This is a genomic window from Proluteimonas luteida, from assembly GCF_021191695.1.
Lineage (GTDB): Bacteria > Pseudomonadota > Gammaproteobacteria > Xanthomonadales > Xanthomonadaceae > Luteimonas > Luteimonas luteida.
This window is the reverse complement of record NZ_JAIWPT010000010.1, coordinates 46,245-72,830: the sequence shown is the minus strand read 5'-3', so window position 1 is coordinate 72,830 and position 26,586 is coordinate 46,245. Positions and strand designations below refer to the sequence as shown.

General features: G+C 69.0%; 25 protein-coding genes and 2 tRNA genes. 12 read left to right on the top strand and 15 right to left on the bottom strand.

The features are described 5' to 3' along the window. The first annotated feature begins 75 nt into the window (after window positions 1-75). Window positions 76-648: an oligoribonuclease gene (gene orn, locus LDO26_RS10435; RefSeq protein WP_232131029.1), complete on the top strand. Its 573-nt coding sequence runs from the start codon at window positions 76-78 to the stop codon at window positions 646-648. Between the two features lie 367 nt (window positions 649-1,015). On the opposite strand, the gene ppsA is transcribed toward orn, so the two are convergent. Beyond that, window positions 1,016-3,394 (bottom strand): phosphoenolpyruvate synthase, encoded by a 2,379-nt coding sequence (gene ppsA / locus LDO26_RS10430; protein WP_232131028.1) that lies wholly within the window; start codon window positions 3,392-3,394, stop codon window positions 1,016-1,018. A gap of 109 nt (window positions 3,395-3,503) precedes the next feature. On the opposite strand from ppsA, the gene ppsR reads away from it, so the two are divergent. Both ppsR and LDO26_RS10420 read left to right on the top strand, forming a co-directional pair. Next, entirely contained in the window at window positions 3,504-4,325 is an 822-nt protein-coding gene (gene ppsR, locus LDO26_RS10425) for a posphoenolpyruvate synthetase regulatory kinase/phosphorylase PpsR (protein WP_232131027.1), read from the top strand. A 134-nt stretch (window positions 4,326-4,459) separates the two neighbouring features. Continuing rightward, the gene (locus tag LDO26_RS10420; protein ID WP_232131026.1) at window positions 4,460-4,963 is read left to right on the top strand and encodes a DUF1249 domain-containing protein; all 504 of its coding nucleotides are present in this window, start codon (window positions 4,460-4,462) and stop codon (window positions 4,961-4,963) included. A gap of 587 nt (window positions 4,964-5,550) precedes the next feature. Here the strand turns inward: LDO26_RS10420 and LDO26_RS10415 are convergent. The 5 genes from LDO26_RS10415 to LDO26_RS10395 form a co-directional block, all read right to left on the bottom strand. Further along, a tRNA-Glu gene (locus LDO26_RS10415) sits at window positions 5,551-5,626 on the bottom strand. Between the two features lie 46 nt (window positions 5,627-5,672). After that, window positions 5,673-5,748 (bottom strand) — tRNA-Ala (locus LDO26_RS10410). Window positions 5,749-5,876: 128 nt separating this feature from the next. Beyond that, window positions 5,877-7,787 carry an ABC transporter ATP-binding protein gene (locus LDO26_RS10405; RefSeq protein ID WP_435594063.1) on the bottom strand — a complete coding sequence of 637 codons (1,911 nt, stop codon included), beginning with the start codon at window positions 7,785-7,787 and terminating at the stop codon, window positions 5,877-5,879. 199 nt (window positions 7,788-7,986) lie between these two features. Next, complete coding sequence (locus LDO26_RS10400) at window positions 7,987-8,316, bottom strand: BON domain-containing protein (RefSeq protein ID WP_232131025.1); 330 nt, start codon at window positions 8,314-8,316, stop codon at window positions 7,987-7,989. Between the two features lie 47 nt (window positions 8,317-8,363). Further along, on the bottom strand, window positions 8,364-9,236 hold the full coding sequence (locus LDO26_RS10395) for a dimethylarginine dimethylaminohydrolase family protein (protein ID WP_232131024.1): 873 nt from the start codon (window positions 9,234-9,236) through the stop codon (window positions 8,364-8,366). Between the two features lie 143 nt (window positions 9,237-9,379). On the opposite strand from LDO26_RS10395, the gene LDO26_RS10390 reads away from it, so the two are divergent. Beyond that, on the top strand, window positions 9,380-10,942 hold the full coding sequence (locus LDO26_RS10390; protein ID WP_232131023.1) for a fumarate hydratase: 1,563 nt from the start codon (window positions 9,380-9,382) through the stop codon (window positions 10,940-10,942). A gap of 21 nt (window positions 10,943-10,963) precedes the next feature. Here the strand turns inward: LDO26_RS10390 and LDO26_RS10385 are convergent, their stop codons facing one another. The 5 genes from LDO26_RS10385 to LDO26_RS10365 form a co-directional block, all read right to left on the bottom strand. After that, window positions 10,964-11,926 carry a hypothetical protein gene (locus LDO26_RS10385; RefSeq protein WP_232131022.1) on the bottom strand — a complete coding sequence of 321 codons (963 nt, stop codon included), beginning with the start codon at window positions 11,924-11,926 and terminating at the stop codon, window positions 10,964-10,966. Continuing rightward, entirely contained in the window at window positions 11,926-13,047 is a 1,122-nt protein-coding gene (locus LDO26_RS10380; protein WP_232131021.1) for a sterol desaturase family protein, read from the bottom strand. Before LDO26_RS10380 ends, LDO26_RS10385 begins: the two co-directional genes overlap by 1 nt. Window positions 13,048-13,162: 115 nt before the next feature. Beyond that, on the bottom strand, window positions 13,163-14,296 hold the full coding sequence (locus tag LDO26_RS10375; protein WP_232131020.1) for a phospholipase A: 1,134 nt from the start codon (window positions 14,294-14,296) through the stop codon (window positions 13,163-13,165). Beyond that, window positions 14,293-15,489, bottom strand: a complete 1,197-nt coding sequence (locus LDO26_RS10370) for a mechanosensitive ion channel family protein (protein WP_232131019.1) — start codon at window positions 15,487-15,489, stop codon at window positions 14,293-14,295. The genes LDO26_RS10375 and LDO26_RS10370 overlap by 4 nt, the downstream gene beginning before the upstream one ends. Before the next feature lie 61 nt (window positions 15,490-15,550). Next, entirely contained in the window at window positions 15,551-16,051 is a 501-nt protein-coding gene (locus tag LDO26_RS10365; protein ID WP_232131018.1) for a DUF456 domain-containing protein, read from the bottom strand. A gap of 273 nt (window positions 16,052-16,324) precedes the next feature. Between LDO26_RS10365 and LDO26_RS10360 the strand changes: the two genes are divergently transcribed. Further along, window positions 16,325-16,534, top strand: a complete 210-nt coding sequence (locus tag LDO26_RS10360) for a cold-shock protein (protein ID WP_232131017.1) — start codon at window positions 16,325-16,327, stop codon at window positions 16,532-16,534. A 77-nt stretch (window positions 16,535-16,611) separates the two neighbouring features. Here the strand turns inward: LDO26_RS10360 and LDO26_RS10355 are convergent, their stop codons facing one another. Further along, window positions 16,612-17,115 (bottom strand): peptidoglycan-associated outer membrane lipoprotein precursor, encoded by a 504-nt coding sequence (locus LDO26_RS10355; RefSeq protein ID WP_232131016.1) that lies wholly within the window; start codon window positions 17,113-17,115, stop codon window positions 16,612-16,614. A 206-nt stretch (window positions 17,116-17,321) separates the two neighbouring features. Next, window positions 17,322-17,786: a hypothetical protein gene (locus LDO26_RS10350; RefSeq protein ID WP_232131015.1), complete on the bottom strand. Its 465-nt coding sequence runs from the start codon at window positions 17,784-17,786 to the stop codon at window positions 17,322-17,324. Window positions 17,787-17,870: 84 nt separating this feature from the next. On the opposite strand from LDO26_RS10350, the gene LDO26_RS10345 reads away from it, so the two are divergent. Then, window positions 17,871-18,689, top strand: coding sequence for a tRNA threonylcarbamoyladenosine dehydratase (locus LDO26_RS10345; protein ID WP_232131014.1), 819 nt, complete (start codon window positions 17,871-17,873; stop codon window positions 18,687-18,689). A 19-nt stretch (window positions 18,690-18,708) separates the two neighbouring features. Here LDO26_RS10345 and LDO26_RS10340 read toward each other — a convergent pair whose 3' ends face one another. Continuing rightward, the gene (locus LDO26_RS10340; RefSeq protein WP_232131013.1) at window positions 18,709-19,494 is read right to left on the bottom strand and encodes a TatD family hydrolase; all 786 of its coding nucleotides are present in this window, start codon (window positions 19,492-19,494) and stop codon (window positions 18,709-18,711) included. Between the two features lie 12 nt (window positions 19,495-19,506). Then, entirely contained in the window at window positions 19,507-19,749 is a 243-nt protein-coding gene (locus LDO26_RS10335; RefSeq protein ID WP_232131012.1) for a DUF6116 family protein, read from the bottom strand. 190 nt (window positions 19,750-19,939) lie between these two features. Here LDO26_RS10335 and LDO26_RS10330 point away from each other — a divergent pair, with 190 nt between their 5' ends. From LDO26_RS10330 to LDO26_RS10305, 6 genes are all read left to right on the top strand, one after another. Then, window positions 19,940-20,749 carry a glycine zipper 2TM domain-containing protein gene (locus LDO26_RS10330; RefSeq protein ID WP_232131011.1) on the top strand — a complete coding sequence of 270 codons (810 nt, stop codon included), beginning with the start codon at window positions 19,940-19,942 and terminating at the stop codon, window positions 20,747-20,749. 294 nt (window positions 20,750-21,043) lie between these two features. After that, entirely contained in the window at window positions 21,044-22,207 is a 1,164-nt protein-coding gene (locus LDO26_RS10325) for an acyl-CoA dehydrogenase family protein (RefSeq protein ID WP_232131010.1), read from the top strand. 70 nt (window positions 22,208-22,277) lie between these two features. Next, window positions 22,278-22,844 carry a GNAT family N-acetyltransferase gene (locus LDO26_RS10320; protein WP_232131009.1) on the top strand — a complete coding sequence of 189 codons (567 nt, stop codon included), beginning with the start codon at window positions 22,278-22,280 and terminating at the stop codon, window positions 22,842-22,844. Beyond that, a complete protein-coding gene (locus LDO26_RS10315) occupies window positions 22,841-23,401 on the top strand; it encodes a GNAT family N-acetyltransferase (RefSeq protein WP_232131008.1) in 561 nt (186 codons plus the stop codon). The genes LDO26_RS10320 and LDO26_RS10315 overlap by 4 nt, the downstream gene beginning before the upstream one ends. Continuing rightward, a complete protein-coding gene (locus LDO26_RS10310) occupies window positions 23,398-24,039 on the top strand; it encodes a glutathione S-transferase family protein (RefSeq protein ID WP_232131007.1) in 642 nt (213 codons plus the stop codon). Before LDO26_RS10315 ends, LDO26_RS10310 begins: the two co-directional genes overlap by 4 nt. A 67-nt stretch (window positions 24,040-24,106) precedes the next feature. Beyond that, window positions 24,107-26,392, top strand: a complete 2,286-nt coding sequence (locus LDO26_RS10305) for a thiamine pyrophosphate-dependent enzyme (protein WP_232131006.1) — start codon at window positions 24,107-24,109, stop codon at window positions 26,390-26,392. The last annotated feature ends 194 nt before the right edge of the window (window positions 26,393-26,586 follow it).

Sequence of the window (26,586 nt, the reverse complement as noted above, 5' to 3'; positions counted from 1 at the left end):
CCGCCGCCGAGCGCCGGCGGCGGCGCGGCCTGAATGCTGGGCTATCATGCGTAGTCACCCGGACGAACGCGACCCATGACGGCAACGGCAGACAGGCTTGGCGAAGGACGACTGATCTGGATCGATCTCGAAATGACCGGGCTCGACACCGACCACGACCAGATCCTGGAGATCGCGACGGTCGTCACCGATGCCAACCTCCACGTGCTCGCCGAAGGCCCGGAGCTGGCGATCGCGCAGTCGCTCGACACCCTGGAAGCGATGGACGACTGGAACCGCAACCAGCACCGGCGGTCCGGCCTGTGGCAGCGTGCGCTGGACCAGGGTGTGGGCCTGGCCGAGGCCGAGGCGCGGACGCTGGAGTTCCTGCGCGAATGGCTGGCGCCGGGCAAGTCGCCGATGTGCGGCAATTCGATCTGCCAGGACCGGCGTTTCCTGCACCGGCAGATGCCGGCGCTGGAGAAGTTCTTCCACTACCGCAACCTCGACGTCAGCACGATCAAGGAACTGGCGCGGCGCTGGGCGCCGCAGGTGCTGGCCGGCTTCACCAAGCACGCCTCGCATACCGCGCTCAGCGACGTGCACGACTCGATCGCCGAACTGCAGCACTACCGCCGCCATTTCGGCGCGCTGGCGCTGGCGTCCTGATCCCTCTCGTGGCGTAGGTCGGGGCAACGCCCCCGACGCCGGAAAATCCCGGCCAGGCCGCATGGGCGAGGCCCGCAACACCCCGCGAACCCAGGCGCCGCGCTCGTCGGCCGCATGGGGCCGACCTACGCACTTTTCCGTACCGATCGTCGTAGGTCGGGGCAACGCCCCCGACGCCGGAACATCCGGCCAGGCCGCACAGGCGAGGCCTGCAACACCTCGCGAACCAGGTACCGCGCCCGTCGGCCGCGTGGGGCCGACCTACGCAGGGCAGGGCGGCCGTCATACCCGGGATTTGGAGAAGAACCAGGAAAAAGCCCGGGATATCCCGGGCTTTTCCGTACCGCAGTGAAACCGGCCGATCCGCTCAGCCGGCCTTGGCCTTCGACTTCGCGAGCTTCAGCCAGGTGTCGACGACGGTATCGGGATTGAGCGACACCGACTCGATGCCCTCGTCCATCAGCCACTGCGCCAGGTCCGGATGGTCGCTCGGGCCCTGGCCGCAGATGCCGACGTACTTGCCCTTGGCCCGCGCCGCCTTGATCGCCATCGACAGCAGCTTCTTGACCGCCGGGTCGCGTTCGTCGAACAGGTGGGCGACGATCGACGAGTCGCGGTCCAGGCCCAGGGTCAGCTGGGTCAGATCGTTGGAGCCGATCGAGAAGCCGTCGAAGATCTCCAGGAACTCGTCGGCCATCAGCGCGTTCGACGGCACCTCGCACATCATGATGATCTTCAGCCCGGCCTCGCCCTGCCTGAGGCCGTTCTTCTCCAGCACCTCGACGACCTTGCGGCCCTCGTCGAGCGTGCGCACGAACGGGATCATGACCCACAGGTTGGTCAGGCCCATGTCGTTGCGGACCTTGAGCACCGCCTTGCATTCCAGCGCGAAGGCATCGGTGAACGAGGGATCGACGTAGCGGCTGGCGCCGCGGAAGCCGATCATCGGGTTCTCTTCCTCCGGCTCGTAGCGGGTGCCGCCGATCAGGTTGGCGTACTCGTTGGACTTGAAGTCCGACAGGCGCACGATCACCGGGTTCGGCGCGACCGAGGCGGTCAGCGTGGCGATGCCTTCGGCGAGGCGGTCGACGTAGAAGCCGACCGGATCGGAGTAGCCGCGGGTCTTCTCGTCGATCTTCTTCTTCGTCTCGGCGTCCTGCTTGTCGTACTCGAGCAGGGCGTTGGGATGCACGCCGATGTGCGCGGCGATGATCATCTCCAGCCGCGCCAGGCCGATGCCGGCATTGGGCAACTGGCCGAAATCGAACGCGCGCTCGGGGTTGGCGACGTTCATCATGATCTTCAGCGGCGCCTCGGGCATCGACGACAGATCCGTCGTGATGCGCTCGAACTCGAGGATGCCGTCGTAGATGTAGCCGGTATCGCCCTCGGCGCAGCTGACGGTGACGTCCTTGCCGTCCTCGATCAGGTCCAGCGCGTTGCCGGTGCCGACGACCGCCGGCACGCCGAGCTCGCGGGCGATGATCGCCGCATGGCAGGTGCGGCCGCCGCGGTTGGTGACGATCGCCGAGGCGCGCTTCATCACCGGCTCCCAGTCCGGGTCGGTCATGTCGGCCACCAGCACGTCGCCGGGCTGCACCTTGTTCATGTCCTCGAGCGAGCGCACCACGCGGGCCACGCCGGCGCCGATCTTCTGGCCGATCGCGCGACCCTCGGCGACCACCGCGCCGCGGGCGCCGAGATGGAAGCGTTCCATCTGCGTCGCCTTGCTGCGCGACTTCACCGTCTCCGGGCGCGCCTGCACGATGTACAGCTTGCCGCTGACGCCGTCCTTCGCCCACTCGATGTCCATCGGACGCTGGTAGTGCTGCTCGATCGTCAGCGCCTGGCGCGCCAGCTCGTGCACGTCCTCGTCGGTGATCGAGAAGGTATTGCGCAGCTCGACCGGCGTGTCCTCGATGCGCACGCGCTCGCCCGGCGTGTCGGAATACACCATGCGCAGCTGCTTGCTGCCGATCGAGCGGCGCAGGATCGCCGGCTTGCCCTGGGCCAGCGTCGGCTTGTAGACGTAGAACTCGTCGGGGTTGACCGCGCCCTGGACGACCATCTCGCCCAGGCCGTAGCTCGAGGTGATGAACACCACGTCGCGGAAGCCCGATTCGGTGTCCAGGGTGAACAGCACGCCGGACGCGCCGACGTCCGAGCGCACCATCAGCTGCACGCCGGCCGACAGGAACACGTCCTCGTGCTTGAAGCCATGGTGCACGCGATAGGCGATCGCGCGGTCGTTGTAGAGGCTGGCGAACACTTCCTTGACCTTGGCGACGACGTCGTCGGCGCCGGTCACGTTGAGGAAGGTCTCCTGCTGGCCGGCGAACGAGGCGTCGGGCAGGTCCTCGGCGGTCGCCGAGGAGCGCACCGCCACCGCGATCTCGCCGCCGCCGTTGTCCGCGGCCAACTTCTCGTAGGCGGCGCGGATGTCGGCGTCGAGCTCGGGTTGCAGCGGCGCATCGATGACCCAGCCACGGATCTCGCGGCCGGCCGCGGTCAGCGCGTCGACGTCCTCGACGTCCAGCGTCGCCAGGCGGTCGAAGATCCGCTGGTGCAAGTCGTTGTGGGCGATGAACGCCTTGAATGCATCGGCCGTGGTGGCGAAACCGCCGGGGACGGATACCCCGAGGCCGGCGAGGTTGCCGATCATTTCGCCGAGGGAAGAGTTCTTGCCGCCGACCTGCGCGAGGTCGGTCAGGCGGAGGTCATTCAGCCACAGGATATTGGCACTCAAGGGAAAACTCCGTTTCGCGGTGGGAGTACCGGGCGGGCGGTCCCGGTGCGGAACGGTTATTTTAGCCTCCCCGGGCGCCGCGGCGCTCACACGCACCAGCGGAGCGTGCATGTCCAGCCCCCGTCCTGTGTTCTACGTCTCGGATGGCACCGGCATTACCGCCGAAACCATCGGCCACAGCCTGCTGACCCAGTTCACCGGGACCCAGTTCAGCACCAACCGCATCCCGTTCGTCGACAACGAGGACCGCGCACGGGAAGTCGCCGCACTGATCCGTGCGCGCGGCGAGGCGATGGGGACGCGCCCGATCGTCATCAGTTCCTGCGTGGATTCCGCACTGGCCGGGGTGCTGGGCGAGAGCGGGGCGCTGGTGCTCGACGTGTTCGCGCCCTTCATCGAGCCGCTGGAGCGCGAGCTGTCGGTCACCCGCGAGTCGCGCGTCGGCCGCGCCCACGGCATGGTGGATTTCGAGAGCTACCACCGCCGCATCAACGCGATGAACTTCGCCCTGACCCACGACGACGGCATGTCGATCAACTACGACGAGGCCGACGTCATCCTGGTCGCGGTGTCGCGCGCCGGCAAGACGCCGACCTGCATCTACCTGGCCCTGCATCACGGCGTGCGCGCCGCGAACTATCCGCTGACCGACGAAGACCTGGAGCACGATCGCCTCCCGGCGCGCCTGAAGGCGCACCGCAGGAAGCTGTTCGGGCTGACGATCGATCCCGAACGGCTGGCCCAGATCCGCCAGGAGCGCCGGCCGAACTCGCGGTATGCGCAGCTGGAGACCTGCCGACGCGAGGTCACCGCCGCCGAGGCACTGTTCCGGGCCGAGCGCATCCCCTCGCTGAGCACCACGAACACCTCGATCGAGGAGATCTCCAGCAAGGTCATGTCGACGCTGGGCATCGACCGCGTCATGTACTGAACGGCCAGCGGATCGCCGCGGCCGGGACGCGCGGCAGCCGCGGAGGCGCCATCCGGATCGCGATGGCGGTCGGCAAGGGCACGCGTTTTCGTCATGGGCTGCAGGATTCATTCCGCAGCGTGTAGGATCGGGGCATGGTGAATGTCCTGACCCGTCGACCACGCCTCCCCGCACTGGGGCGTTTCGGCTGGTTGATGGGGCTCTACGCCGAGAACCACATCCGGTTGACGCGGCTGTTCCAGCCCGGCGACCTCGCGCCCGGCGCCTATCTGTCCGAGGTCGAAGGCGCGCTTGCGGTGCGCCTGGACATCATCGCCCAGCATCGCTACACGACCGAGCTTCGGCTCAGCTACACGATGCTCGATCCGGCGACCGGCGAACCCGATCCTTCCGCCTACCTGCGCGTCTACCGCGATGCGAAGCAGGTGGAGGCGACGCACTGTTATGTCGGTCGTCGCTGGCAGGATGTCATCGGCATGTTCCCGCCGCCGTCGGAAGTGGTCGACCACCGCATGCGCATGAACACCTTCCTCGGCAAATGGCTGCAGTACCTGGTCGAGCAGGGCCATGGCGTGGCGACGCTGCGCGCCGCTGCCGACGGCACCCCCGCGAGCGAGGCCGATACCGCGACGCCCTGAGCGGGCGTGCCGGTCCGCTGGCGTGGCCAGGTCGACCTTGCGCAGGTCGGCCCCACGCGGCCGACGCGCGTGGTGTCCGGGTTTGCGAGATGCCGGGGGATCCGCCGATGCGGGCTGACCGGGCGTCCCGCGTCGGGGGCGTTGCCCCGACCTACGACAGGTGAATCCCGGGAATCGGAGAAGAACCAAAGAAAAGCGGTTCGGCCACGGATGGACGCGGATGAGGCGGATCAGAAGCAGCGGGGGCGTGGCATCGCCTCGGTCTCTGTATTTGCTCTATCCGTGCACATCCGCGTGGATCCGTGGCAAAGAACAAGGTTCCGGCCCGTCCCCGATTCCGAGGGGCTCGACCGTAGGTCGGGGCAACGCCCCCGACGGAGGGAGTTCGCGAATCCGGGCACCGCGCGCGTCGGCCGCGTGGGGCCGACCTGCGCAAGGTCGGACGACCGTATTCCCCGGACTTGGGCGAAGAACCAAAAAACCGTCTGGAACGTTTTTTGACATTGCGTCAGCGATGGCCCGGAGGGTGGCCGCCATGGATGGCGGGTCACAAAAAAAAGCCCGCTTTCGCGGGCTTTTCGAAGAAGTGGCGTCCCCACGGGGATTCGAACCCCGGTGTCCACCGTGAAAGGGTGGTGTCCTAGGCCTCTAGACGATGGGGACGCAGTTTCTTTCAGGCATCGCCGGATCGGCCTGTGATCCGGAAATGTGGTGGAGCCAGGCGGGATCGAACCGCCGACCTCCTGCATGCCATGCAGGCGCTCTCCCAGCTGAGCTATGGCCCCGGTGTTTGGGAGCGCGAAATTGTAGGCAGGGAATCGGGGAGCGTCAACAAGTCTTTTGCGGTTTTTTCAGTGGACGTTGCAGGCGTCGATCGCGTCCACTCGAAATCAGCCGATGTCGGCCGCGATGTTCACCGGTAGCCGGCAGCCTGCAGTTCGAACAGTTCCGCATAGCGGCCGCCCTGGGCCATCAGCTGCTCGTGGGTGCCGCTGGCTTCGATGCGGCCCTGTTCGAGCACCAGGATGCGGTCGGCCATGCGCACGCTGGAGAAGCGGTGCGAGATCAGCACCGCGGTGCGCTGGTGCGACAGTTCCTTGAAACGCTTGAACACCTCGTACTCGCTGCGCGCGTCGAGCGCGGCGGTCGGTTCGTCGAGGATCATCACCTGCGCGTCGCGCATGTAGGCGCGGGCGATGGCGATCTTCTGCCATTGGCCGCCGGACAGGTCGACGCCGGTCTTGAAGCGGCGCCCGATCAACTGGTCGTAGCCGCCGGGCAGCGTGGCGATGATCTCGTCGGCCATCGAGCGGCGCGCGGCGTCGTTGATCCGCGCCGCATCGTCCATTGCCTCGATCCGGCCCACGCCGATGTTCTCGCCGGCGGTCAGGTGGTAGCGCACGAAGTCCTGGAAGATCACCCCGGTGTTGGCGCGCAGCGCGTCGAGGTCGTAGTCGCGCAGGTCGCGGCCATCGAGCAGGATGCGGCCCTCGTCCGGGTCGTACAGCCGCGCCAGCAGCTTGACCAGCGTGGTCTTGCCGGCGCCGTTCTCGCCGACCAGCGCCAGCACCTCGCCGGCATGCAGGGTGAAGTCGAGATTGCGCACCGCCCAGCGTTCGGCGCCCGGGTAGCGGAAGCCGACGTTCTCGAAGACGAAGCCCTCGCGGATCGGCTGCGGGAATGGAACGGGATCGGCCGGCGAGGTGATTTCCGGCTCGATCTCGAAGAACGAGAACAGGTCGTCGAGGTACAGCGCCTGGCCGGCGACCTGCGAGAAGCCGATCAGCAGGCTCTCCAGCAATTGCCGCAGCCGCCGGAAGCTGCCGGCCAGGAAGGTCAGGTCGCCGATGGTGAAATCGCCGCGCACCGTGTGCCAGGCGATGTAGGCATAGGCGACGTAGTAGCCGAGGGTGCCGAGCGCGGCCAGCAGCGTGCCCCAGAAGGCCCGCCGGCGGGCCAGCCCGCGGTTGGCGAGGAAGAACCGGTCGGCCAGCGTGCGGTAGCGGTCGATCAGGAACCGGTGCAGGCCGAAGATCTTCACTTCCTTCGCGGTGTCGACGCTGGCGCCGGTCTGGCGGACGTACTCGAGCTGGCGCCGCTCGGGCGTCCACTGGAAGTTCAGCGAATAACCCAGTGCATTGAAATGCGATTCGCCGACGAAGGCCGGGACCAGCGCGATCGCCAGCAGCAGGATCAGCCACGGCGCGTAGACCAGCAGGCCGATGGCGAAGCTGACGACGGTGATCGCGTCCTGCACCTGGCCGAACAACTGGCCCATCAGGTTCATGCGGCCCATCGTCTGGCGGCGCGCGCGGTCGAGCTTGTCCTGCAGGTCGGGGTCCTCGAAGTCCTCGAGGTCGAGCGTGGCCGCGTGCTCCATCAGCCGTACGCTGGTCGCGTTGGTGAACAGCTCCGACAGCAGGTTGTCGGCGTAGCTGACGATGCGCCCGAGCAGGTCCGAGCCGATCGCCAGCGCGAATTCCAGCGCCAGCAGCCCGGCCAGATGGGTCAGCGCGCCGCTGTGCCACGCGCTGCCCAGATCGTCGAAGCCGATGCCCAGGCCGACGACGCGGATCACCTCGTCGATGATCAGCTTGCCGATGTACAGCATCACCACCGGCAGCAGCGCCCGGATCAGGCGCAGGCTCATGCTGGTCAGGGTCAGCGCCGGGCTGGTCTGCCAGATCAGCCGCAGGAACGGCCGCAGGTTGCGCATCGCCTTGAAACGCTCGCGCAGGCTGGGGCGTCCTTCCGCGGCCGGACGCCGTTCGGGCTTGCCGGTGCCGGGTGGCGGCCCGGCGGCGCTGTCGTTGGATGTGCTCATGGCCGATCCGGACCGGTGTCGCGACATCCATCAGATGTCACAGGCAGGGCAGGCACGGACCGGCATTTGATGCGTGTCGCGACACCATGGGCGCGCGGCAGCGGCCGGCGACGCATCGGCGCACGACGGCGATGGCGCAGGAGAACACCGGACTGCCCGTCATCCGGGCCGCCGGCTGCGCATCGACTGGAAACCGCGCTCAGCCGTCTTCTTCCAGATCGAGTTCCGCGGTCGAGCCCGGCCCGCCCTGGGTTTCGGCGCCGGCGACCGCCTCGCCCGGGCGGCCGGCGGAGCGGCTGCCGTCGTCGAAGTGCAGCAGGTTGCGGACCTCGCGCACGCCGTCCAGCGAGGACACCAGCTTCAGCGCCGCCTCGATCATCGGGCGCTCGGGGACATCGCCGGTCAGCGTGACGACGCCGTCGGCCACCTCGACCAGCACTTCGCCGGCCTCGATGCCGGGGTCGCGGGCCAGCGCGGTGACGACGTTGTCGCCAAGCAGGTCGTCGGGGGCAGGGGATTGCGGGGTCATGGCAGGCTCGCTCGGAAGAGTGGACCTCAATGATGCGCCCATCTCCGTCAACGATGCGACAAGCGCGGATGGGCCGCGGGCCGTTCCGGCAAGGAGGACATCGCCGGCTCGTCCAGGCGCAGGGTCAGGCATTTGGCCGAACCGCCGGCCTTGAGGAACTCGTCGAGCGGCACCTCGTGGACAGCGTGGCCGGCGTCGCCCAGACGCCGTCGCAGTCCGTCGCTGGCCCGGTGCAGTACCAGCAGGTCGCCGAGATCGACCGCGTTGCAGCTGAAGGCGAGCGCATCGGCGTCGTCCATCGGCAGCCGCAGATCGGCCGGCACGCGGGCCTCGATCGTCGCGCGGGAGGCGGCGTCGAAGGCATCCGGGCAGTACATAAGCCCGCCCCCGGACAGCGGACAGAAACAGGTGTCGAGATGGTAGAAACGCGGATCGACCAGTTGCAGCGGTACGGTCTCGATCCCGAGCATGCGTTCGATCTCGGGCGCGGCCGCGGCATCGCTGCGATGGCCATGGCCGAGCCACAGCAGCGCCTGGCCGCGGTCGAGCAGCGCGTCGCCGGCGCCCTCGAACGCCAAGGTGTCGGGCAACGTCCGCACCCGGAAGCCGCGGCGCTCGAACCAGTCGATGAACCTCGCTTCCTCGCCGCGCCGCTCTGCATGACGGAAGCGGCTGGGGACGAAAGTCGTCCCCAGCACGAGGCCGGCATTGGCGGTGAAGGGCATGTCGGGCAGTCCCGGGCCGGCTTCGATGCATTCCACCGTGGCGCGGGTGGCGATCACGTCCACCAGCGCCTGCCACTGGCGTCGGGCGCGCTCGGGATCGGCGCTGCCCTGGTTGCCGTGCATCCAGGGATTGATCACGTAGTCCACCGCGAAATGGGTCGGTGGGCACATCAGGATGCGGGGGCGATGGGACATCGGGGGGCTCCGGTGGTCTGCCGCCGGCTTCGTGCCGACGCGGCATGGATGCAAGCCGGCTCTGGCGGCGCGGGCAATGCGGCTGATCCGGGCGGTAAAATAACAAGTTCAGCAATCGCCATCCGCCAGCCCAGAGGCCAGCCGTGACCCATAATCCGCCCGTCCGCGACGCATCCGTCCGCGCGCCCGTCTCGATCCGCCAGGAAGACCTGATCCAGTCCGTCGCCGACGCGCTCCAGTACATCAGCTACTACCACCCGGTCGACTACATCCGCAACCTCGCCGCCGCCTACGAGCGCGAGGCGTCCCCGGCGGCGAAGGATGCGATCGCCCAGATCCTGATCAACTCGCGCATGTGCGCCGAGGGCCACCGCCCGATCTGCCAGGACACCGGCATCGTCACCGTGTTCCTCGAGATCGGCATGGACGTGCGCTGGGACGATGCCACGATGGGCGTCGAGGACATGGTCAACGAGGGCGTGCGTCGCGCCTACAACCATCCGGACAACAAGCTCCGTGCCAGCGTGCTGGCCGATCCGGCCGGCAAGCGCAGCAACACGAAGGACAACACGCCCGGCGTGGTCAACGTCAAGATCGTGCCGGGCAACACGGTCGATGTCATCGTCGCGGCCAAGGGCGGCGGCTCGGAGGCCAAGTCCAAGTTCGCGATGCTCAATCCGTCGGACTCCATCGTCGACTGGGTGCTCAGGACCGTGCCGACGATGGGCGCGGGCTGGTGCCCGCCGGGCATGCTCGGCATCGGCATCGGCGGTACCGCCGAGAAGGCGATGCTGCTGGCCAAGGAGTCGCTGATGGAGCCGATCGACATCACCGACCTGCAGGCGCGCGGCCCGTCGAACCGTGCCGAGGAGCTGCGGCTGGAGCTCTACGACAAGGTCAACGCGCTGGGCATCGGCGCCCAGGGCCTCGGCGGCCTGACCACCGTGCTCGACATCAAGGTCAAGGATTTCCCGACCCACGCGGCGAACCTGCCGGTGGCGATGATCCCCAACTGCGCGGCGACCCGCCATGCGCATTTCACCCTCGACGGCAGCGGTCCGGTGATGCTCGATCCGCCGTCGCTGGCCGACTGGCCGGAGCTGACCTACAACCCGACCGGCGCGCGCCGCGTCGATCTCGACAGCATCACGCCGGAAGAGGTGACCACCTTCAGGCCGGGCGAGGTGCTGCTGCTCAGCGGCAAGCTGTTGACCGGCCGCGACGCCGCGCACAAGCGCATCGTCGACATGCTCAACCGCGGCGAGACGCTGCCGGTCGACCTCAAGGGCCGCTTCATCTACTACGTCGGCCCGGTCGATCCGGTGGCGGGCGAGGTCGTCGGCCCGGCCGGCCCGACCACGGCCACGCGCATGGACAAGTTCACCGAACAGGTGCTCGACCAGACCGGCCTGCTGGGCATGGTCGGCAAGGCCGAGCGCGGCCCGGCGGCGATCGACGCGATCAGGAAACACAAGTCCGTCTACCTGATGGCGGTCGGCGGCTCGGCGTACCTGGTGTCGAAGGCGATCAAGGCGGCGAAGGTGCTCGCGTTCGAGGATCTCGGCATGGAGGCGATCTACGAGTTCGAGGTCCAGGACATGCCGGTGACGGTGGCCGTGGATTCGGCCGGCACCTCGGTGCACGAGACCGGCCCGCGCGAGTGGAAGGCGCGGATCGCCGGCATTCCGGTGGTCGAGATCGCCTGAAGCGCCGCTGGCGCCCGCGGTTCAACCGTGCGGCTCGCTACAGCCCGGTAGGCGGATCAGGCGGCCAGCATCGCGCAACTGCAGCGTGGCGCCATCGGCGGTCTGCCGCAGTTCGAGCACGTCGGCCCGCCAGCCGGGCACGGCGTCGAAAGGTACGACTGGCGCGTCCTGCGGGATGCGGCGGCCGAAACCGTTGGAGTCGATCTCCAGCCGCGGCACCGTCAGGCAGGGGTCGTCGAGTTCCAGCCGAGCCAGTTCCTGCCCATCCTTTACCCGTACTGCGCGGAACGCGAGCGGAGTGGGGACGCGCATCGTCTCGCCGGCAAGGACGACGGCCACGCCGTCGGCGGTGTGGCCGATCCGGTCGGGCTGCCGGTTGGCGACGCGCATCGAGGGTTCGACCACCAGCCAGGCGATGCCCGCGTCGATGTCCAGCAGGTGGCCTTCCCCCAGCAGCACCACCTGCAGCGGCGCGTGCTGGATCAGGACCGTGTCGTACCATCCGGTCACCAGTCGAGACCACCCCGGGACCCGCATCCGGTGGTCGCGCAGGCTGGACAAGGCGTCCCGCCGTGGCGTCATCGATACCGGCATGCGCTCGAGCCGCAGCGTGCCGCCGGACGCGTCGACGAACGCGGGTATGCGCGCGTTGCCACTGCTGAACATCACCAGCAGATGGTCACCGGCCACCAGCACCTGCGACGGGCAGTAGAAGTCCCGCCACCGCCACTCGGGGCCGTCCGGATACAGCAGCGTGGCGATGTCACTGCCGCAGACCGGTTTGCGGCGATGGCGGACGTCGTACCGGGTCGATTCCGCGATCAGATAGCGGTCGTTGCCCCGGCGCCTGTGGGTGTCGACGGTCAGGCCATCGCGGTCGTAGATGCGCGCGGCAGCCGCCGCGGGCGAGTGCAGTGACGCGACGACCAGCAGCGCGAGTGCAGGCAACCACAGCAATACCCGGCGCACAGACCGCACGGACATCAGTCCACGTAGTCGTCGAAGATCTTCTTCCGGCGGAACGGCATCAGGTGCTGCCTGACGATGCCCTGCGGCACGGTCTCGAGCTTCATCACGCCATATTCTTCCGGCCATTCGCGCTGGTCGCGCGGCAGCTTGAAGGTGCCCATCAGCATGTCCACCAGCGGCAGGTGGATCGCGTAGTTGACGTCGATGTAGTCCTGCTGCCGGGCGTGGTGCCAGTGGTGGTAGCGCGGCAGCACCAGCAGGTACTCCAGCCAGCCGAAACGCACGCCGATGTTGGCGTGGGCGACCACCGCCTGCAGGCCGACCAGGATCACGTAGGCATTGACCGCCGGTGTCGAGAAGCCGAGCACGAGCAACGGCAGCAGCACGATGCTGCGGGTCAGCACGATCTCCACGAAATGGATGCGCGAACCGGCCAGCCAGTCCATCTCGCGGCTGGAATGGTGCACGGCGTGGAAGCGCCAGAGCCAGGGGATGTTGTGGTAGGCGCGGTGCAGCAGCGCCTGCGCCATGTCCGCGACGAACACCGCGATCAGGAACTGCGCCCATACCGGCAGCGACTGGATCGCATCCTTGAGCGCGGGAAACGCGGCAAGCCCGGCGATCGTGGAGGTCGAGGCCGTCACCAGGATCAGGATGAACTGCACCAGCACGTGGCTCATGAAGAAATACGCCAGGTCGGTGCGCCAGCCGCGGCGCAGCGGCGATACCCGGCGCTTGCCGAAGTAGTGCTCCAGCGGCACGAATACCAGCGCCGAGAAGAACAGCGAGATCACGAACCAGTCCAGGCCGAGCGAGTAGGGCGTCTCGCCGATGCTGTCGAACTGCACGTTGGTGCCGCCGAGCAGCACCGCCAGCGTCGCGCTGCCGACGCCGATCGTGGCGATGCGCTTGTTGCGGTCGCGCAGGATTGCCAGCGTGCCGAGGATGAAGGCCGCGACCAGCCCGGTCAGCAGCAGGTTGCGGGCGAAGCCCTCGTCGTAGACCGCGCGGAATTCCTTGCTGGTCAGCATTTCCGGGAAGTGGAAACAGACCACGCCGAAGACGCTGAGCAGGCCCAGCAGCGCGGAGGCGTAGGCGAAGAAGGAGCGTCGGGGCCTGGGGGCGGGAGCATCCATGCAGGGATCCGCTGTCGGGGGGGATTGGCCGGGAGGATAATCCAATCCGCCCCGGCATTGCCGGAGCGGGCCCGCGCGGGGTCGCGCAGGCGGCGTCAGCCGCCGTCGCCCGCCATCAGAACCACTCCAGCAGCGAGATGCCCAGGCCGACGTAGGTCGCGCGGTGGTTGTAGTCGATCAGGCTTTCTCCGTAGCCGCTGAACACCTGCAGGTGGCCGCGGAACGCGCGATGGATCGGGAACCCCCAGTCGAACTGCAGCGCACCGTGCGAGCGGTCGCCACCGCGCAGCGAATGGCGCGCCATCAGCGAGAACTCGTGGCCGTCGCGCACGTGGGTCAGGGTGACGTCGCCACGGCCGATGTAGTCCTCGATGTCGGGATTGTCGTCGTCGCTGCCGTCGGAGATGCGCACCCACGGCCGGATCATCAGCGCCCAGTCGTCGCGGTCCAGGCCGACGTTGAACATCACCCGGTTCCAGCTGCGCGACAGTGGGTCGCCACGGCCGTTGGACTGGTGGTTGATGCCGATCGCGGCCATGCGGCCGTGCCAGCCGGCGATGCTGTAGCCGTTGCGGAACACCAGCAGCACTTCCGGCTCGTAGTTGGTCTCGCGGAACGGGCGCGACTGCTCGCTGTTGTAGGTCTGCCAGCGCGAGCTCTGGGTGTAGCCCATCCAGATGTCGCCGTTGTTGCCGAACAGGTCCTCCCAGGCCTTGGTCTTGAAGCTGAGCTGGAACTTGGTCTCCAGGCTGTCGAGCTGCTGCGGCGTGGTCACGACGTTGTCGGGATTGGGCGAGGACGGCGTGCGGTTCACGCTCGACGTCCAGAACGCGGGGAACAGGTACACCGGCTTGTAGGCGCGCATGTTGAACAGGCCCAGCTTGGAGTCCTTGGCCAGCTCCCAGCGGCTGTCGAGCAGCGAGCCCTTGCCGGTGTTGGCGATCGCATCGTCGACCATGTCGTAGGCGAAGAGGTTGTCGCCGTCGGCGCGCCGCTGGGCCGGCGCCTGCAGCGTGGACGGATCGGCGTCGCCGTCGCGGACTTCGCGCGCCTGCGCCGCGGCCGAGTCTGCGGCCGCCGGCGTGGCCGCGCGGCGGCCGGTGGCGGCATCGAAGCAGGCCAGACGCTGCGCGTCCTGCTCCAGCGAGACGCAGGCATCGATGCTGGCCGGCGCGGGCGCCGGCTGGGCAGCGGCCACGGGCGCGAGGGCGGCCAGTGCGAGAAACAGGCTGGAATGCCGCAGGGTCATGGGGTCGTGTTCCTCGGTGTCAGCAGGTTGGGATAGTCCTCGGTGTTCTGCGCCTCGGCAACCTGTTTGTCGATGTCGCGGTTGACCGAGGTGTCGACGCCGGCGCTGTGCGCCGGTTCGGGCGCTGCGGCGGTCGCTTCCGGGGCGGCCGCATCCCGCGACAGCACGACGTAGGACGTGGTCTTCGGCCCGATGATGTCGTCGCGGGCGAAGGCGGCCTTGACCAGGCGGATCGCCTCGCTGCGGACCTTGCCCAGATCGGCGCTGCGCTGGTCGATCCAGCCGAAGAACTGCAGCCTGATGCCGCCGGGACCGTAATCAACGACCACCCAGGACGGCGCGGGATCGGCCAGGACGCCGTCGATGCTGGCGATCTCCTTGAGTGCGAGCGTCTGCGCCGCGCGGATCGACTGGCTGGCATCGACGCTCAACGTGAAATCGAATCGCCGCTTGGCGTTCGCGCTGTAGTTGAGGATCACCGCCTTGAACACCAGCGCGTTGGGCAGGCGCAGTTCGTTGCCCTCCACCGTCACCAGCACCATCGCCCGCGAGCTCAGGGCCGCGACCCGGCCCTCGTAGGTGTCGACCCGGACCATGTCGCCAGGCGCGAAGGGCCGGCGCAGGCTCAGCAGGATGCCGGCGATGTAGTTCTCGGCGATGTCCTTGAACGCGAAACCCAGCGCCAGCCCGAGTACGCCGGCCGAACCGAGCAGCGCACCGACCAGCGAGGTCGCATTGAGCAGGTCCAGCGCCACCAGGATGCCGGTGACGAGGACCACGGCGTAGACCGCGCGCCGGATCAGGCCGTCGAGATAGGGGTTCTTGGTGCGCAGCCTGAGCCAGTGCAGGCGGGTCGAAACGAGGCGCCCGACCCATGACGCCAGCAACACCACCAGCGCGGCCGCGAGCAGCAGCGGCAGTCCCGCGATCAGGCGTGTGAGCCGGTTCTGCAGCTCTTCGTGCACGGCGTCGAAACGCCCGCGCACGTCGGCCTGGTCGGCCGGCAGCAGCGCGGTGATGTCGTTGGCCGGTTGCGGTTGCGCGGGCGTCTCCGCAGCGGCGGGCGCGGCCGGTGCGGCGGCAGGCGCGGCCTGCGCCGGTGCCGGCATCAGCCAGGCCAGCAGCAGCGCCAGCGCGATCGCGCGCCATGGCTGCAGGCCGGGAATCGGGGGACGCGGTTGCCGGTGGAGCACGGGCCGCGGGGACGAAGGGGCGGGAGCGGGGTGGGCATCGATCATGCGGCGTAGTTTGCCTTCAGATGAACCAGGTCAGCATGAAGATGCCGATCATCAGCACGGCCAGCGCCAGTTTCAGCGCGACCCCGAGCGCGATCCCCAGCCATGTGCCGAAGCCCACCTTCGTCGCGTTGCCAAGGCCAGCGATGCGCAGGTCGCGGCGGCTGGCCAGTTCGCCGGCCATCGCGCCGACGAAGGGGCCGGCGAACAGTCCGGGCAGGCCGAAGAACAGGCCGACGAACGTGCCCACGACCGCGCCCAGCAATGCCAGCCGGCTCGCCCCGACGCGCCTGGCGCCCACCGCCGTGGCCCAGAAATCGATGAGAAACGAGACCGCCGTCAACAATGCCAGCACGCCGAGCGCGAACGCGCCGACCCGGGTGAATCCGTCGGCCCAGGCCGCGACCAGCATGCCGGCGAACACCAGCGGCAGCCCGGGCAGCGCCGGCAGGATGACGCCGGCCAGTCCGATCACCACCAGCAGGATCGCGAGGATGTACCACAGTGCCTGCAGTTCCATCAGGGCTCCTGGCCGGGGGGATTGGCGGGGGATTGACAGGCGCGGAAAAGTGCGCGGAGACGCGATTGCAATTTCATGGGGGGCGGGGTACTTTGCGGTTGCTGTGTTTGTCAAGGTCACCGTGATTCGTGGCCTGGATGCAGTCGATTCGTGTTGGCATGTCCTACCGGTCCGCTACATCGTCGCACCCGTTTCCTCCTTGCAACCAGCCGCCTGTACCAGGCGTTCCATCGATCAGAGACACATCGACCAGTTCCAGGGAGAGTTGCAACAATGGCAGAACGCGAGACCGGTACCGTGAAGTGGTTCAACGACGCCAAGGGCTTCGGCTTCATCAGCCGCGAGAGCGGCGAAGACGTATTCGTGCACTTCCGTGCGATCCAGGGCCAGGGCTTCAAGAGTCTGCAGGAAGGCCAGAAGGTCAGCTTCACCGTCGTGCAGGGCCAGAAGGGCCTGCAGGCGGATGCCGTCCAGGCAGAATGATCCGGACGCGTCGGCACAACGCACAATGAAAAACCCGGCCTCGCGGCCGGGTTTTTCAGTTGGGGCGGCGCCCGGAGTCAGTAGACGTAGGCACGCCCGTTCTGCACCCGGACGTACGAACCTTCCTGGATGCCGCCGAGGTCGCTCTGGGTGAGCACGGTGGTGCGGCCGTCCTGCATGCGCACATGCACGTTGTACTGGCCGCTGCCCTCGGCCCGGTTCTGGATCGCGTTGCCGGCCACCGCGCCACCCGCGGCACCCGCGGCGATCGCCACGTTGCGCCGGCCCTTGCTGTCGGTGTTGCGACGCGCGAGTTCCTTGCCGGCGACCGCACCGACGATGCCGCCGATGACCGGGCCGGCGATGTTCGGATTGTTGTTGCCGCCCACGCTTTCGATGCGGGTCACGGTGCCGCAGTCGTAACAGTTCGCGGGACGGTTGTTGTAGCCCCCGCCATAGCCGCTGTTGTTGCCATAGCCGCCGGAGGAGTATCCCGGCGACGTGGCGCAGCCGGCCAGTGCGATCGAGGCGGCGAGTACGGCGGTGCCGACCACGTTTTTGACCACTCGACGATTGTTCATGGCGCTCCTCCAGTGCTGTCGCGACGTTGCGATGGATGCGGGCGGGGCGCCCGACGTCGTCAACTTAGGCGCGGTCGGGTGAACGCCACAGCAATTCCCCGGGCCGAAACCAGCACAGCGGACGCCGCATGCAGCGGCGATTCAGATCGGCTGTCGGGCCGTGCCGCGTGGAGGCGCCGCGGCGACGCCGTCGCAGACGCGCAAGCTCAGCCGCGGAAGTCCTGGTGGCAGGCGCCGCAGGATTCGCCGATCTGCTTGACGGCCGTGCCCAGGCTGGTGCAGTTCAGCGGCGGCGATGCCAGCGCCGCGTCCAGCGTGCGCCGCATCTGGCCGGCTGCGGCGACGAAGCCGCGGTTGTCGCGCAGGTCGGGGAAGGCAGGTTCGAGATCGTTGCCGAGTGCGCGCATCGCCTGCAGGTGCACCAGGTTGTCGGTGGGTGCGCAGCGATTGGCATCGACGTTGCCCGACAGCTGCGCCAGGTGCGCCTGGTAGAGCTGCATCACCGCATGGGGATAGCGGTCTTCCCAGGTCTTCCGGCCCTCGATCGCGCGCAGCAGCATCACCACCGCGACGATGCCCACCAGCAGACCCACGGCGAAGACGACGAGGTAACGGGCGGCCGCCGACGGTGGCTTGTCCGCAGCGGGGACCGGTTCGGGCTGGTGGGACATGCGGGCTCCTGGCTGGCGGTGTCGGGCCGCAAGATAGCACGCGGATTGATGCGGCCCGGTACGGGCTGCCGGTAGAATTCCGCGATGCAGCAGACACCGCTCGACGACAACGCACGCGCACGTTTTTCCGGGATCGACCGCCTGTACGGGCAGGGCACCGTCGCGCGACTGCAACAGTGCCGCGTCGCCGTCGTCGGGCTTGGCGGCGTCGGCTCGTGGATCGTCGAATCGCTGGTGCGCAGCGGCGTTGGCGGGCTGACGCTGTTCGATGCCGACGACCTGTGCGTGTCGAACACCAACCGCCAGCTGCCGGCGCTCGCCGGGCAGTACGGCCGCAACAAGGCCGAGGCGATGGCCGAGCGTTGCCGCGCGATCAATCCCGACGTGCAGGTCGAGGCGGTGGCGGCTTTCGTCACCCCGGCCAACCTGGCCGAGCTGCTCGACCGCGGCTTCGACCTGGTCGTCGACGCCTGCGACAGTTTCCGCAGCAAGGTCGAACTGATCGCCTGGTGCCGCCGCCGCAAGCTGCCGGTGGTCACGATCGGCGCGGCCGGCGGCCGCATCGACCCGACCCTGGTGCGGGTGCGCGATCTCTCGCGCACCGAGCACGACGCGATGCTGGCGCTGATCCGCAAGAAGCTACGGTCCGAGTTCAACTTCCCCAAGAGCGCCAAGCGCTATTTCGGCGTGCCGGCGGTCTACTCGCTGGAGAACGTGCGCTATCCGCAGGCCGACGGCAGCGTCTGCGGCCTGCGCCCGCAGCTGGGGCCGGATGCCGCGCTCAATCTCGATTGCGGCGGCGGGCTGGGGGCGGCGACGCACATCACCGGTGCGTTCGCGTTCGCGGCGGCGGGCAAGGCGATCGAGATGCTGCTGCGGCCGGCGCCGCCATCGCCCGGTTGATCCGGACAGCGGATCCGGATCAGTGCGGCGCGCCGCAGGCGGCGACCGTCCAGCCGAACAGGCGCGCGGCATTGCGCGTGGTCGCGTCGGCAAGCGTCTCGACCGGTTCGTTCCGCAGCGCGGCGACGACCGCGGCGATGTACGCCAGCCGCGCGGGTTCGTTGCGCTGGCCGCGGATCCCGGCGTCGGGCTGGTCCGGGGCGTCGGTTTCCAGCAGCAGCTGGTCCGCGGGCAGTCCGGCCACGGTACGCCGCAGACGCTGCGCGCGCGCATAGGTCACCGGTCCGCCGATGCCGACCAGGAAGCCGAGATCGTGCAGCTGCGCCGCCTGCTGGGGACTGCCCGGGAAACTGTGGACGACCCCGCGCACGCCCGGATGACGGCGGATCGATGCGATCACCGCGTCCACCGCGCGGCGCGCATGGACGATGACGGGCAGGTCGTGTTCGCGGGCGATCGCGAGCTGGCCATCGAAATAGAACTGCTGGCGTTCGCGGTCGAGACCGTCGACGAAGAAGTCGAGGCCGCACTCGCCGACGGCCACCGGGCGTTCGCGTGCGATCCATCCTTCCAGCGCATCCAGATCCGCGGGGCCGTGGTCGGACAGGAACATCGGGTGCAGGCCATAGGCCGGATACAGCCCGTCGTCGACGGCGCAGACCTCGCGCAGCCGCGGCCAGTCGCGGGCCCGGATCGCAGGGACGACCTGGCGCTGCACGCCGGCTCCGCGCGCGCGCGCGATCACCGCGGCGCGGTCGTCATCGAAGGCGTCGACATCGAGATGGCAATGGCTGTCGACCAGCATCCTGGCGCACCGTCAGCGGCGATGCGCCTCGCCATCGATGGGCGCGCGCGTCGGATCCCCGGCGGTGCCGCGCTGCTTCTTCTTGCGGTTGGCCAGCGCGATGGTCGTCAGGCCCAGCAGCAGCTCGTCGACGAAGGGAATCGGATCCGGGACGAGCACGGTGATGCCGAACAACACCGCGATCACGACGAACATGCGCGGGTAGCTGAGCTTGCCCAGCCAGGCCACCAGCGGGGCGGTGAAGAGGTTTGCCATCGGATTGCTCCGCCGGAACGGGATGCCGGTCACCGTAGCATGTGGTTGTGGAGGCACGGTTTATCAAGATTCCCATCAGGATTCATCGGGACGTCAGCCTGAAGGCGGAAATTCCGGCGGGCATTCAGCTTCGCGGTGCTGCAATGGCGACCGTGGACCACAGCGGCCGGACCGGCCGGAGGAGACGTCGATGAAGGGCAACACACTCGCGATCGCACTGGCATCGCTTCTGGTCGGCGGCGTCGCCGTCGGCGCCTATCACAACAGCCGCGATGCGGTCTCGCCCGCCAGTGAATCGATCGTCGCCGCGGCGGCCGACACCGGGGCCGTGGTCGATGCCGGAACCGGCGAACCGGTCGCCGACGTGCGCGACACGCTGGACTATGCGGACGTCGTCGCCGTGGCGCCGGTCACGCAACGGGAAACGCTGTACGCGACGGTGCTGGGCACCGATCCGGTGCGCGAGACGATGACGACCACCTCGCCGCGCGAGGTCTGCGAAGACGTGGTGGTGCAGGAGCGCCTGCCCGAGCGCGACGGCAACGTCGGCGGCACCGTGGTCGGTGCCGTCGTCGGCGGCCTGATCGGCAACCAGATCGGCGGCGGCAACGGACGCAAGGTCGCGACCGCGGCCGGCGCGGCGACCGGTGGCTACATCGGCAACCGGGTCGACCGCAACCACGTCGGCGGCCGCGTCGTCGAGCGCGTCGACCGCCAGTGCCGCACGGTGCAGGATTCGTCGCAGTCCTCGCGCGTGGTCGCCTACAACGTGACCTACCGCAATCCCGACGGCACCACCGGCACGCTGCGTACCGACAGCAAGCCCGGCAACCGCATCGAGCTGGGCGACGAGCAGCGCACGGTCGGCTACGACGTGACCTATCGCTACGAAGGCACCGAACGCACGATCCGCATGGACGAGGATCCGGGCGAACGCCTGCCGGTGATCAACGGCAGGATCATGACCGCCGCGGTGGACGAGACCGCCGAACGCGGTTGATCGTCACCCCATGGGGGTGGTGTCCTGAAGGGCCGGCATTGCCGGCTCTTCTTTTGTCCACCGTCCATGGTGGCCACCCCGGCCTTGGGTAGGTCGGGCCCAACGCGGCCGACGTGCGTGGCGTGTCCGGATTCGCGGGTTGTCGTGGGCCCCGTCCGTGTGGCCTGATCCGACCGCCGGCGTCGGGGCGTTGCCCCGACCTGCGATCACCGCACCGGGAATTTGATGCGCTGCGGGATCGCGGGATTGATGAGAGCGCCTAGACTATTCACCTTTCCGTCGGATCGAACCTCCATGGCCCTGCATCCCTACGACCTCTACGACGTCCGCTCCCTGCTCAGCGAGGAGGAGCGTGCGGTCCAGGATGCCGTGGCCCGCTTCACCGACGAGCGCGTGCTGCCGATCATCGGCGACTGTTTCGACCAGGCGCGGTTCCCGCGCGAGCTGGTCCCTGAGATGGCCGGGCTCGGCCTGCTCGGCGCGACGCTGCCCGAGGCGTACGGCTGCGCCGGGCTGAACGCGGTCAGCTACGGCCTGATCTGCCAGGAGCTGGAGCGCGGCGACAGCGGCCTGCGCAGCTTCGCCAGCGTGCAGTCGTCGCTGTGCATGTATCCGATCTTCGCCTACGGCAGCGAGGAACAGCGCCGGCGCTGGCTGCCGGACATGGCCGCGGGCCGGGTCATCGGCTGCTTCGGCCTGACCGAGCCGCATGGCGGTTCCGATCCGGCCAACATGAAGACCCACGCGAAGCAGGACGGCGGCGACTGGCTGCTGAACGGCTCGAAGATGTGGATCACCAACGGCAACCTGGCCGACATCGCCATCGTCTGGGCGAAGACCGAGGACGGCATCCAGGGTTTCGTCGTCGAGAAGGATTTCCCGGGATTCAGCGCGCAGGAGATCAAGCACAAGATGAGCCTGCGCGCGTCGGTGACCAGCGCGCTGTACTTCGACAACGTGCGCGTGCCCGAGGCCAACCGCCTGCCCAACGTCAAGGGCCTCAAGGGTCCGCTCGGCTGCCTGACCCAGGCGCGCTACGGCATCACCTGGGGTCCGATCGGCGCGGCGATCGCCTGTCTCGACGAGGCGCTGGGCTACTCGAAGGAACGCATCCTGTTCGACCGTCCGGTCGCGGCCACGCAGAGTGCGCAGATCAAGATGGCCGACTGGGCGCGGCGCATCACCAGCGCGCAGCTGCTGTCGCTGCAGCTCGGACGCCTGAAGGATGCCGGCACCATGCAGCCGACCCAGGTCTCGCTGGCGAAGTGGAACAACTGCCGCATGGCGATCGACATCGCCCGCGAGGCGCGCGACCTGCTGGGCGGCGCCGGCATCACCACCGAGCATTGCCCGATCCGCCACGGCCTGAACCTCGAATCGGTGATCACCTACGAGGGCACCGAGACCGTGCACCAGCTGGTGGTCGGGCGGGAATTGACCGGAATCAACGCGTTCTGAGCGGACCGGCCTGCGGGGTGCAGCACCTGTATCCGACCGCAGTCCGCGCCACATCGTCGGGAGGGACGACATGCCGCAGCCAATCATCATCGGTCCGGAACTGCACACCGCGCGGCTGACGCTGCGGGTGCCGCGGATCGAGGATTTCGACCGCTACGCCGAGGTCATCGGCGACGAGGCGGCCGCGCGCTACATCGGCGGCCACCAGCCCCGCGCCGGCGCCTGGCGCCGCTTCCTGCAGATGCCCGGCGCCTGGGTGGTGCAGGGCTTCGCGATGTTTTCGGTGATCGAGACCGCGAGCGGCCGCTGGCTCGGCCAGGCCGGACCGTGGCAGCCCGACGGCTGGCCCGGCACCGAGGTCGGCTTCGTGTTCCATCCCGACGCCTGGGGGCAGGGCTACGCCCGCGAGGCCGCGACCGCGGCGATCGACTGGGCGTTCGACACGCTGGGCTGGGACGAGGTGATCCACTGCATCGATCCCGACAACGTCGCCTCGCAGCGTCTCGCGCAGCGGCTGGGATCGGTCAACAGCGGACCGGGGCGGCTGCCGCCGCCGAATCACGAGCACGCGGTCGATATCTGGCGCCAGAGCGCGGCGCAGTGGCGTGCGCGCCGGGCGGACGAGGGGCGCGCATGATCGCGCGGCCGGCGTCGCCGCTCGGGCCGACCCTGGAAACCCCGCGCCTGTGGCTGCGCCCGCCGGTGGCGGAGGATTTCGAGGCCTGGGCGACATTCCGTGCCGACGCGGAGGCGGCGCGCTACATCGGCGGCACCGAGCCGCGGCCGGTGGCGTGGCGCTCGCTGGCGGCGATGGCCGGCGCCTGGCATCTCAAGGGGTTCGCGATGTTCTCGCTGATCGACAGGCAAAGCGGCGCGTGGCTCGGCCGGGTCGGGCCGTGGCAGCCGGAAGGCTGGCCGGGCACGGAGGTCGGCTGGAGCGTGGTGCGCGCGGCATGGGGCCGGGGTTACGCATCCGAGGCCGCGATCGCGACGATCGACTGGGCATTCGACGCGCTGGGCTGGGACGAGGTGATCCATACTATCGACCCGGACAACCTGGCCTCGAAGGCCGTTGCCCGGAAACTCGGCTCGCGGCTGCTGCGCATGGGACGTCTGCCCGAGCCGCATCACGAAAAGCCGGTCGAGATCTGGGGCCAGTCGCGCGACGACTGGCGCGGGCGGGTGCGGCGATGATCACGCTGCACGGCTACACCGCGTCGGGAAACTGCCACAAGCCAAGGCTGCTGCTCGAGCAGCTGGGCCGCGCCTATCGCTGGGTCGACGTCGACAGCCCCAACGGCGCCACCCGGACACCGGCATTCCTCGCGCTGAACCCGAACGGCAAGGTCCCGGTGCTGGTCCGCGGCGATGGCGCGGTGCTCACCGAGTCGAACGCGATGCTGGTGTGGCTGGCGGAAGGCAGCCCGTTCCTGCCCGCGGATGCGTGGCAGCGCGCACAGGCGCTGTCGTGGCTGTTCTTCGAGCAGTACAGCCACGAACCGTACGTGGCGGTCGCGCGCTTCATCCGCGGCTGGACGCCGCTGGATGCGCCGCGCCGGGCGGAGTTGCCGGCGCTGCTCGAACGCGGCCACCAGGCTCTTGCGGTGATGGAGCGCCACCTGTCCCGGACCCCTTGGTTCACCGGCGAGGCGTACGGGATCGCCGACATCGCGTTGTTCGCCTATACCGGCGTGGCCCACCACGGCGGCTTCGACCTGTCCGCGTATCCCGCGATCGGCGACTGGCTGGCGCGCGTGCGCGCCACGCCCGGCTTCCGGGCGATGCCCGATCCCGCGCCCGCGAACGCCGCGCTGATCGAGGCATCGCCGTAGGCCCCGGTCCCGACCGCCATCCCCTCATCTCCGGCGGGCCGCGGCCCGCACCAGCCGAAGAGCGCGCATGTCCGTCACCGTCCCCAACCCCATTCCCGCCCGCATGCGAGGCCTCAACCGGGCCGAGATCTGCGACGTCAACTTCGGCGAATTCGTCGGCGCCTGGAACGGCCGGCCTGCGCAGGGCCCACCGTTCGACGTGGATCCGGTCCTGCCGGGCAGCGAGCTCGACGCCCGCGGCTTCCGCGAACTGTTCGAATCGCAGTTGATCAGCCGCCATCTCGACCTGATGGCGCGGGTGCTGCGGGTGCAGAACAAGGTCTTCTACACCATCGGTTCGAGCGGCCACGAGGGCAACGCGATGGTCGCGCGGCTGACCCGGCACACCGATCCGGCATTCCTGCACTACCGCAGCGGCGCCTTCATGGCCGAGCGCTTCCGCAAGCTGCCGGGCGAGGACGGCAGGCCGCGCGACCCGGTCATGGACTCGGCGCTGTCGTTCGCCGCCAGCCGCGACGACCCGGCCAGCGGTGGCCGGCACAAGGTCTGGGGCAGCAAGCCGCTGTGGGTGCTGCCGCAGACCTCGACGATCGCCTCGCACCTGCCCAAGGCGCTGGGCACCGCGGTCGCGATCGAGCAGGCGCAGCGCATCGGCCATGCGCTGCCCGTGCCCGGGGACAGCATCGTCGTCTGTTCGTTCGGCGACGCGTCCAGCAACCATGCGACCGCGCAGACCGCGTTCAACGCCGCGGCGTGGACCGCCTACCAGAAGCTGCCGGCGCCGGTGCTGTTCGTCTGCGAGGACAACGGCATCGGCATCTCGGTCAAGACCCCGGACGGCTGGATCGCGCGCAACTTCGCCGCGCGCCCGGACTTGGACTACTTCGCCGCCGACGGCCTCGACCTCGCCGCCGGCTATGGCGACGTGCAGCGCGCCGTCGCGCACTGCCGCCGCACCCGCCGGCCGACGTTCCTGCACCTGCGCACCACCCGGATCATGGGCCACGCCGGTACCGACTTCGAGATCGAGTGGCGGCCGCTGGCCGAACTGTGCGCGGTCGAGGCCGGCGACCCGTTGCTGCGCTCGGCGGCGATCGCGCTCGAGTCCGGGCTGATGACGCGCGACGAGGTGATCGGCCTCTACGAGTCGACGCGCGCGCGATGTTTCGCCGCGGCCGAGGAGGCCGACCGCCGGCCACGCCTGACCACGCTGGTGGATGTCATGGCCCCGCTGGCGCCGTACTCGCCGGCGCAGGTACAGGCCGAGGCCACGCGGTCCGCCGCCGCGGACGCACGCACGGCGGCGTTCGGCGGCCATGACAGGCTGCCCGAGCTGCAGCCGCCGCGGCACCTGGCGGTGCAGATCAATGCCGCGCTGCACGACCTGTTCGCCAAGTATCCCGAGGCCCTGCTGTTCGGCGAGGACGTGGCGCAGAAGGGCGGTGTCTATACCGTCACCAAGGGCCTGCAGAAGGCGTTCGGCCCGCGCCGGGTGTTCAACACGCTGCTCGACGAGACCGTCATCCTCGGCCTGGCCCAGGGCTACGCCAACATGGGGCTGCTGCCGCTGCCCGAGATCCAGTACCTGGCGTACTTCCACAACGCCGGCGACCAGATCCGCGGCGAAGCGGCCAGCCTGCAGTTCTTCAGCAACGGCCAGTACCGCAACCCGATGGTGCTGCGGATCGCCTCGCTCGGTTACCAGCGCGGCTTCGGCGGGCACTTCCACAACGACAACTCGGTCGCTGCGCTGCGCGACATTCCCGGGCTGGTGGTCGGCTGCCCGAGCCGCGGCGACGATGCGGCGATGATGCTGCGCACCCTGGCGGCGCTGGCGAAGGTCGATGGCCGCGTCTGCGCACTGCTCGAGCCGATCGCGCTGTACATGACCAAGGATCTGTACGCGCCCGGCGACGGCGGCTGGTCGACCCCGTATCCCGCGCCCGACCAGGCGCTGGTGCTGGGCGAGGAGCGGGTCTATGCGCCCGAGTCCACCGACTGCCTGATCCTGACCTTCGGCAACGGCGTACCGATGGGCCTGCGCGCGGCGCGGACGATCGAGGCCCGGCGCGGCTGGCGCGTGCGCGTGGTCGACCTGCGCTGGCTGCTGCCGCTCAACGAGGGCGCGATCGCGCGGCACGTGGCCGAATGCGACCGCGTCATCGTCGTCGACGAAGGCCGGCGCAGCGCCGGCGTGGGCGAGGGCATCATCACCGCGATCGCCGAGGCGGGATTCGGCGACAGGCCGTTGCGGCGCGTCGTCGGCGCCGACACGTTCACGCCGCTGGCCGGCGCCGCGTTCCTGGTGATCCCGTCCGAGGACGACATCGTGGCCGCTGCCGACGCCCTCTAGGAGGGGGCGGCAAACAGGTTCGACGAAGTGCCGGGGCGGAACAGGCCAGAGTCCCGGCGTCGGGGGCGTTGCCAAGACCTGCGAGGCTTGTTGGGAATCGGCAAGTCAGGCCTTGCCGTAGGTCGGCCCCACGCGGCCGACGCGCAACGCTCCGGATCCGCGCGATGTCGCGGGACCCGCCTGCCCACGCTCCG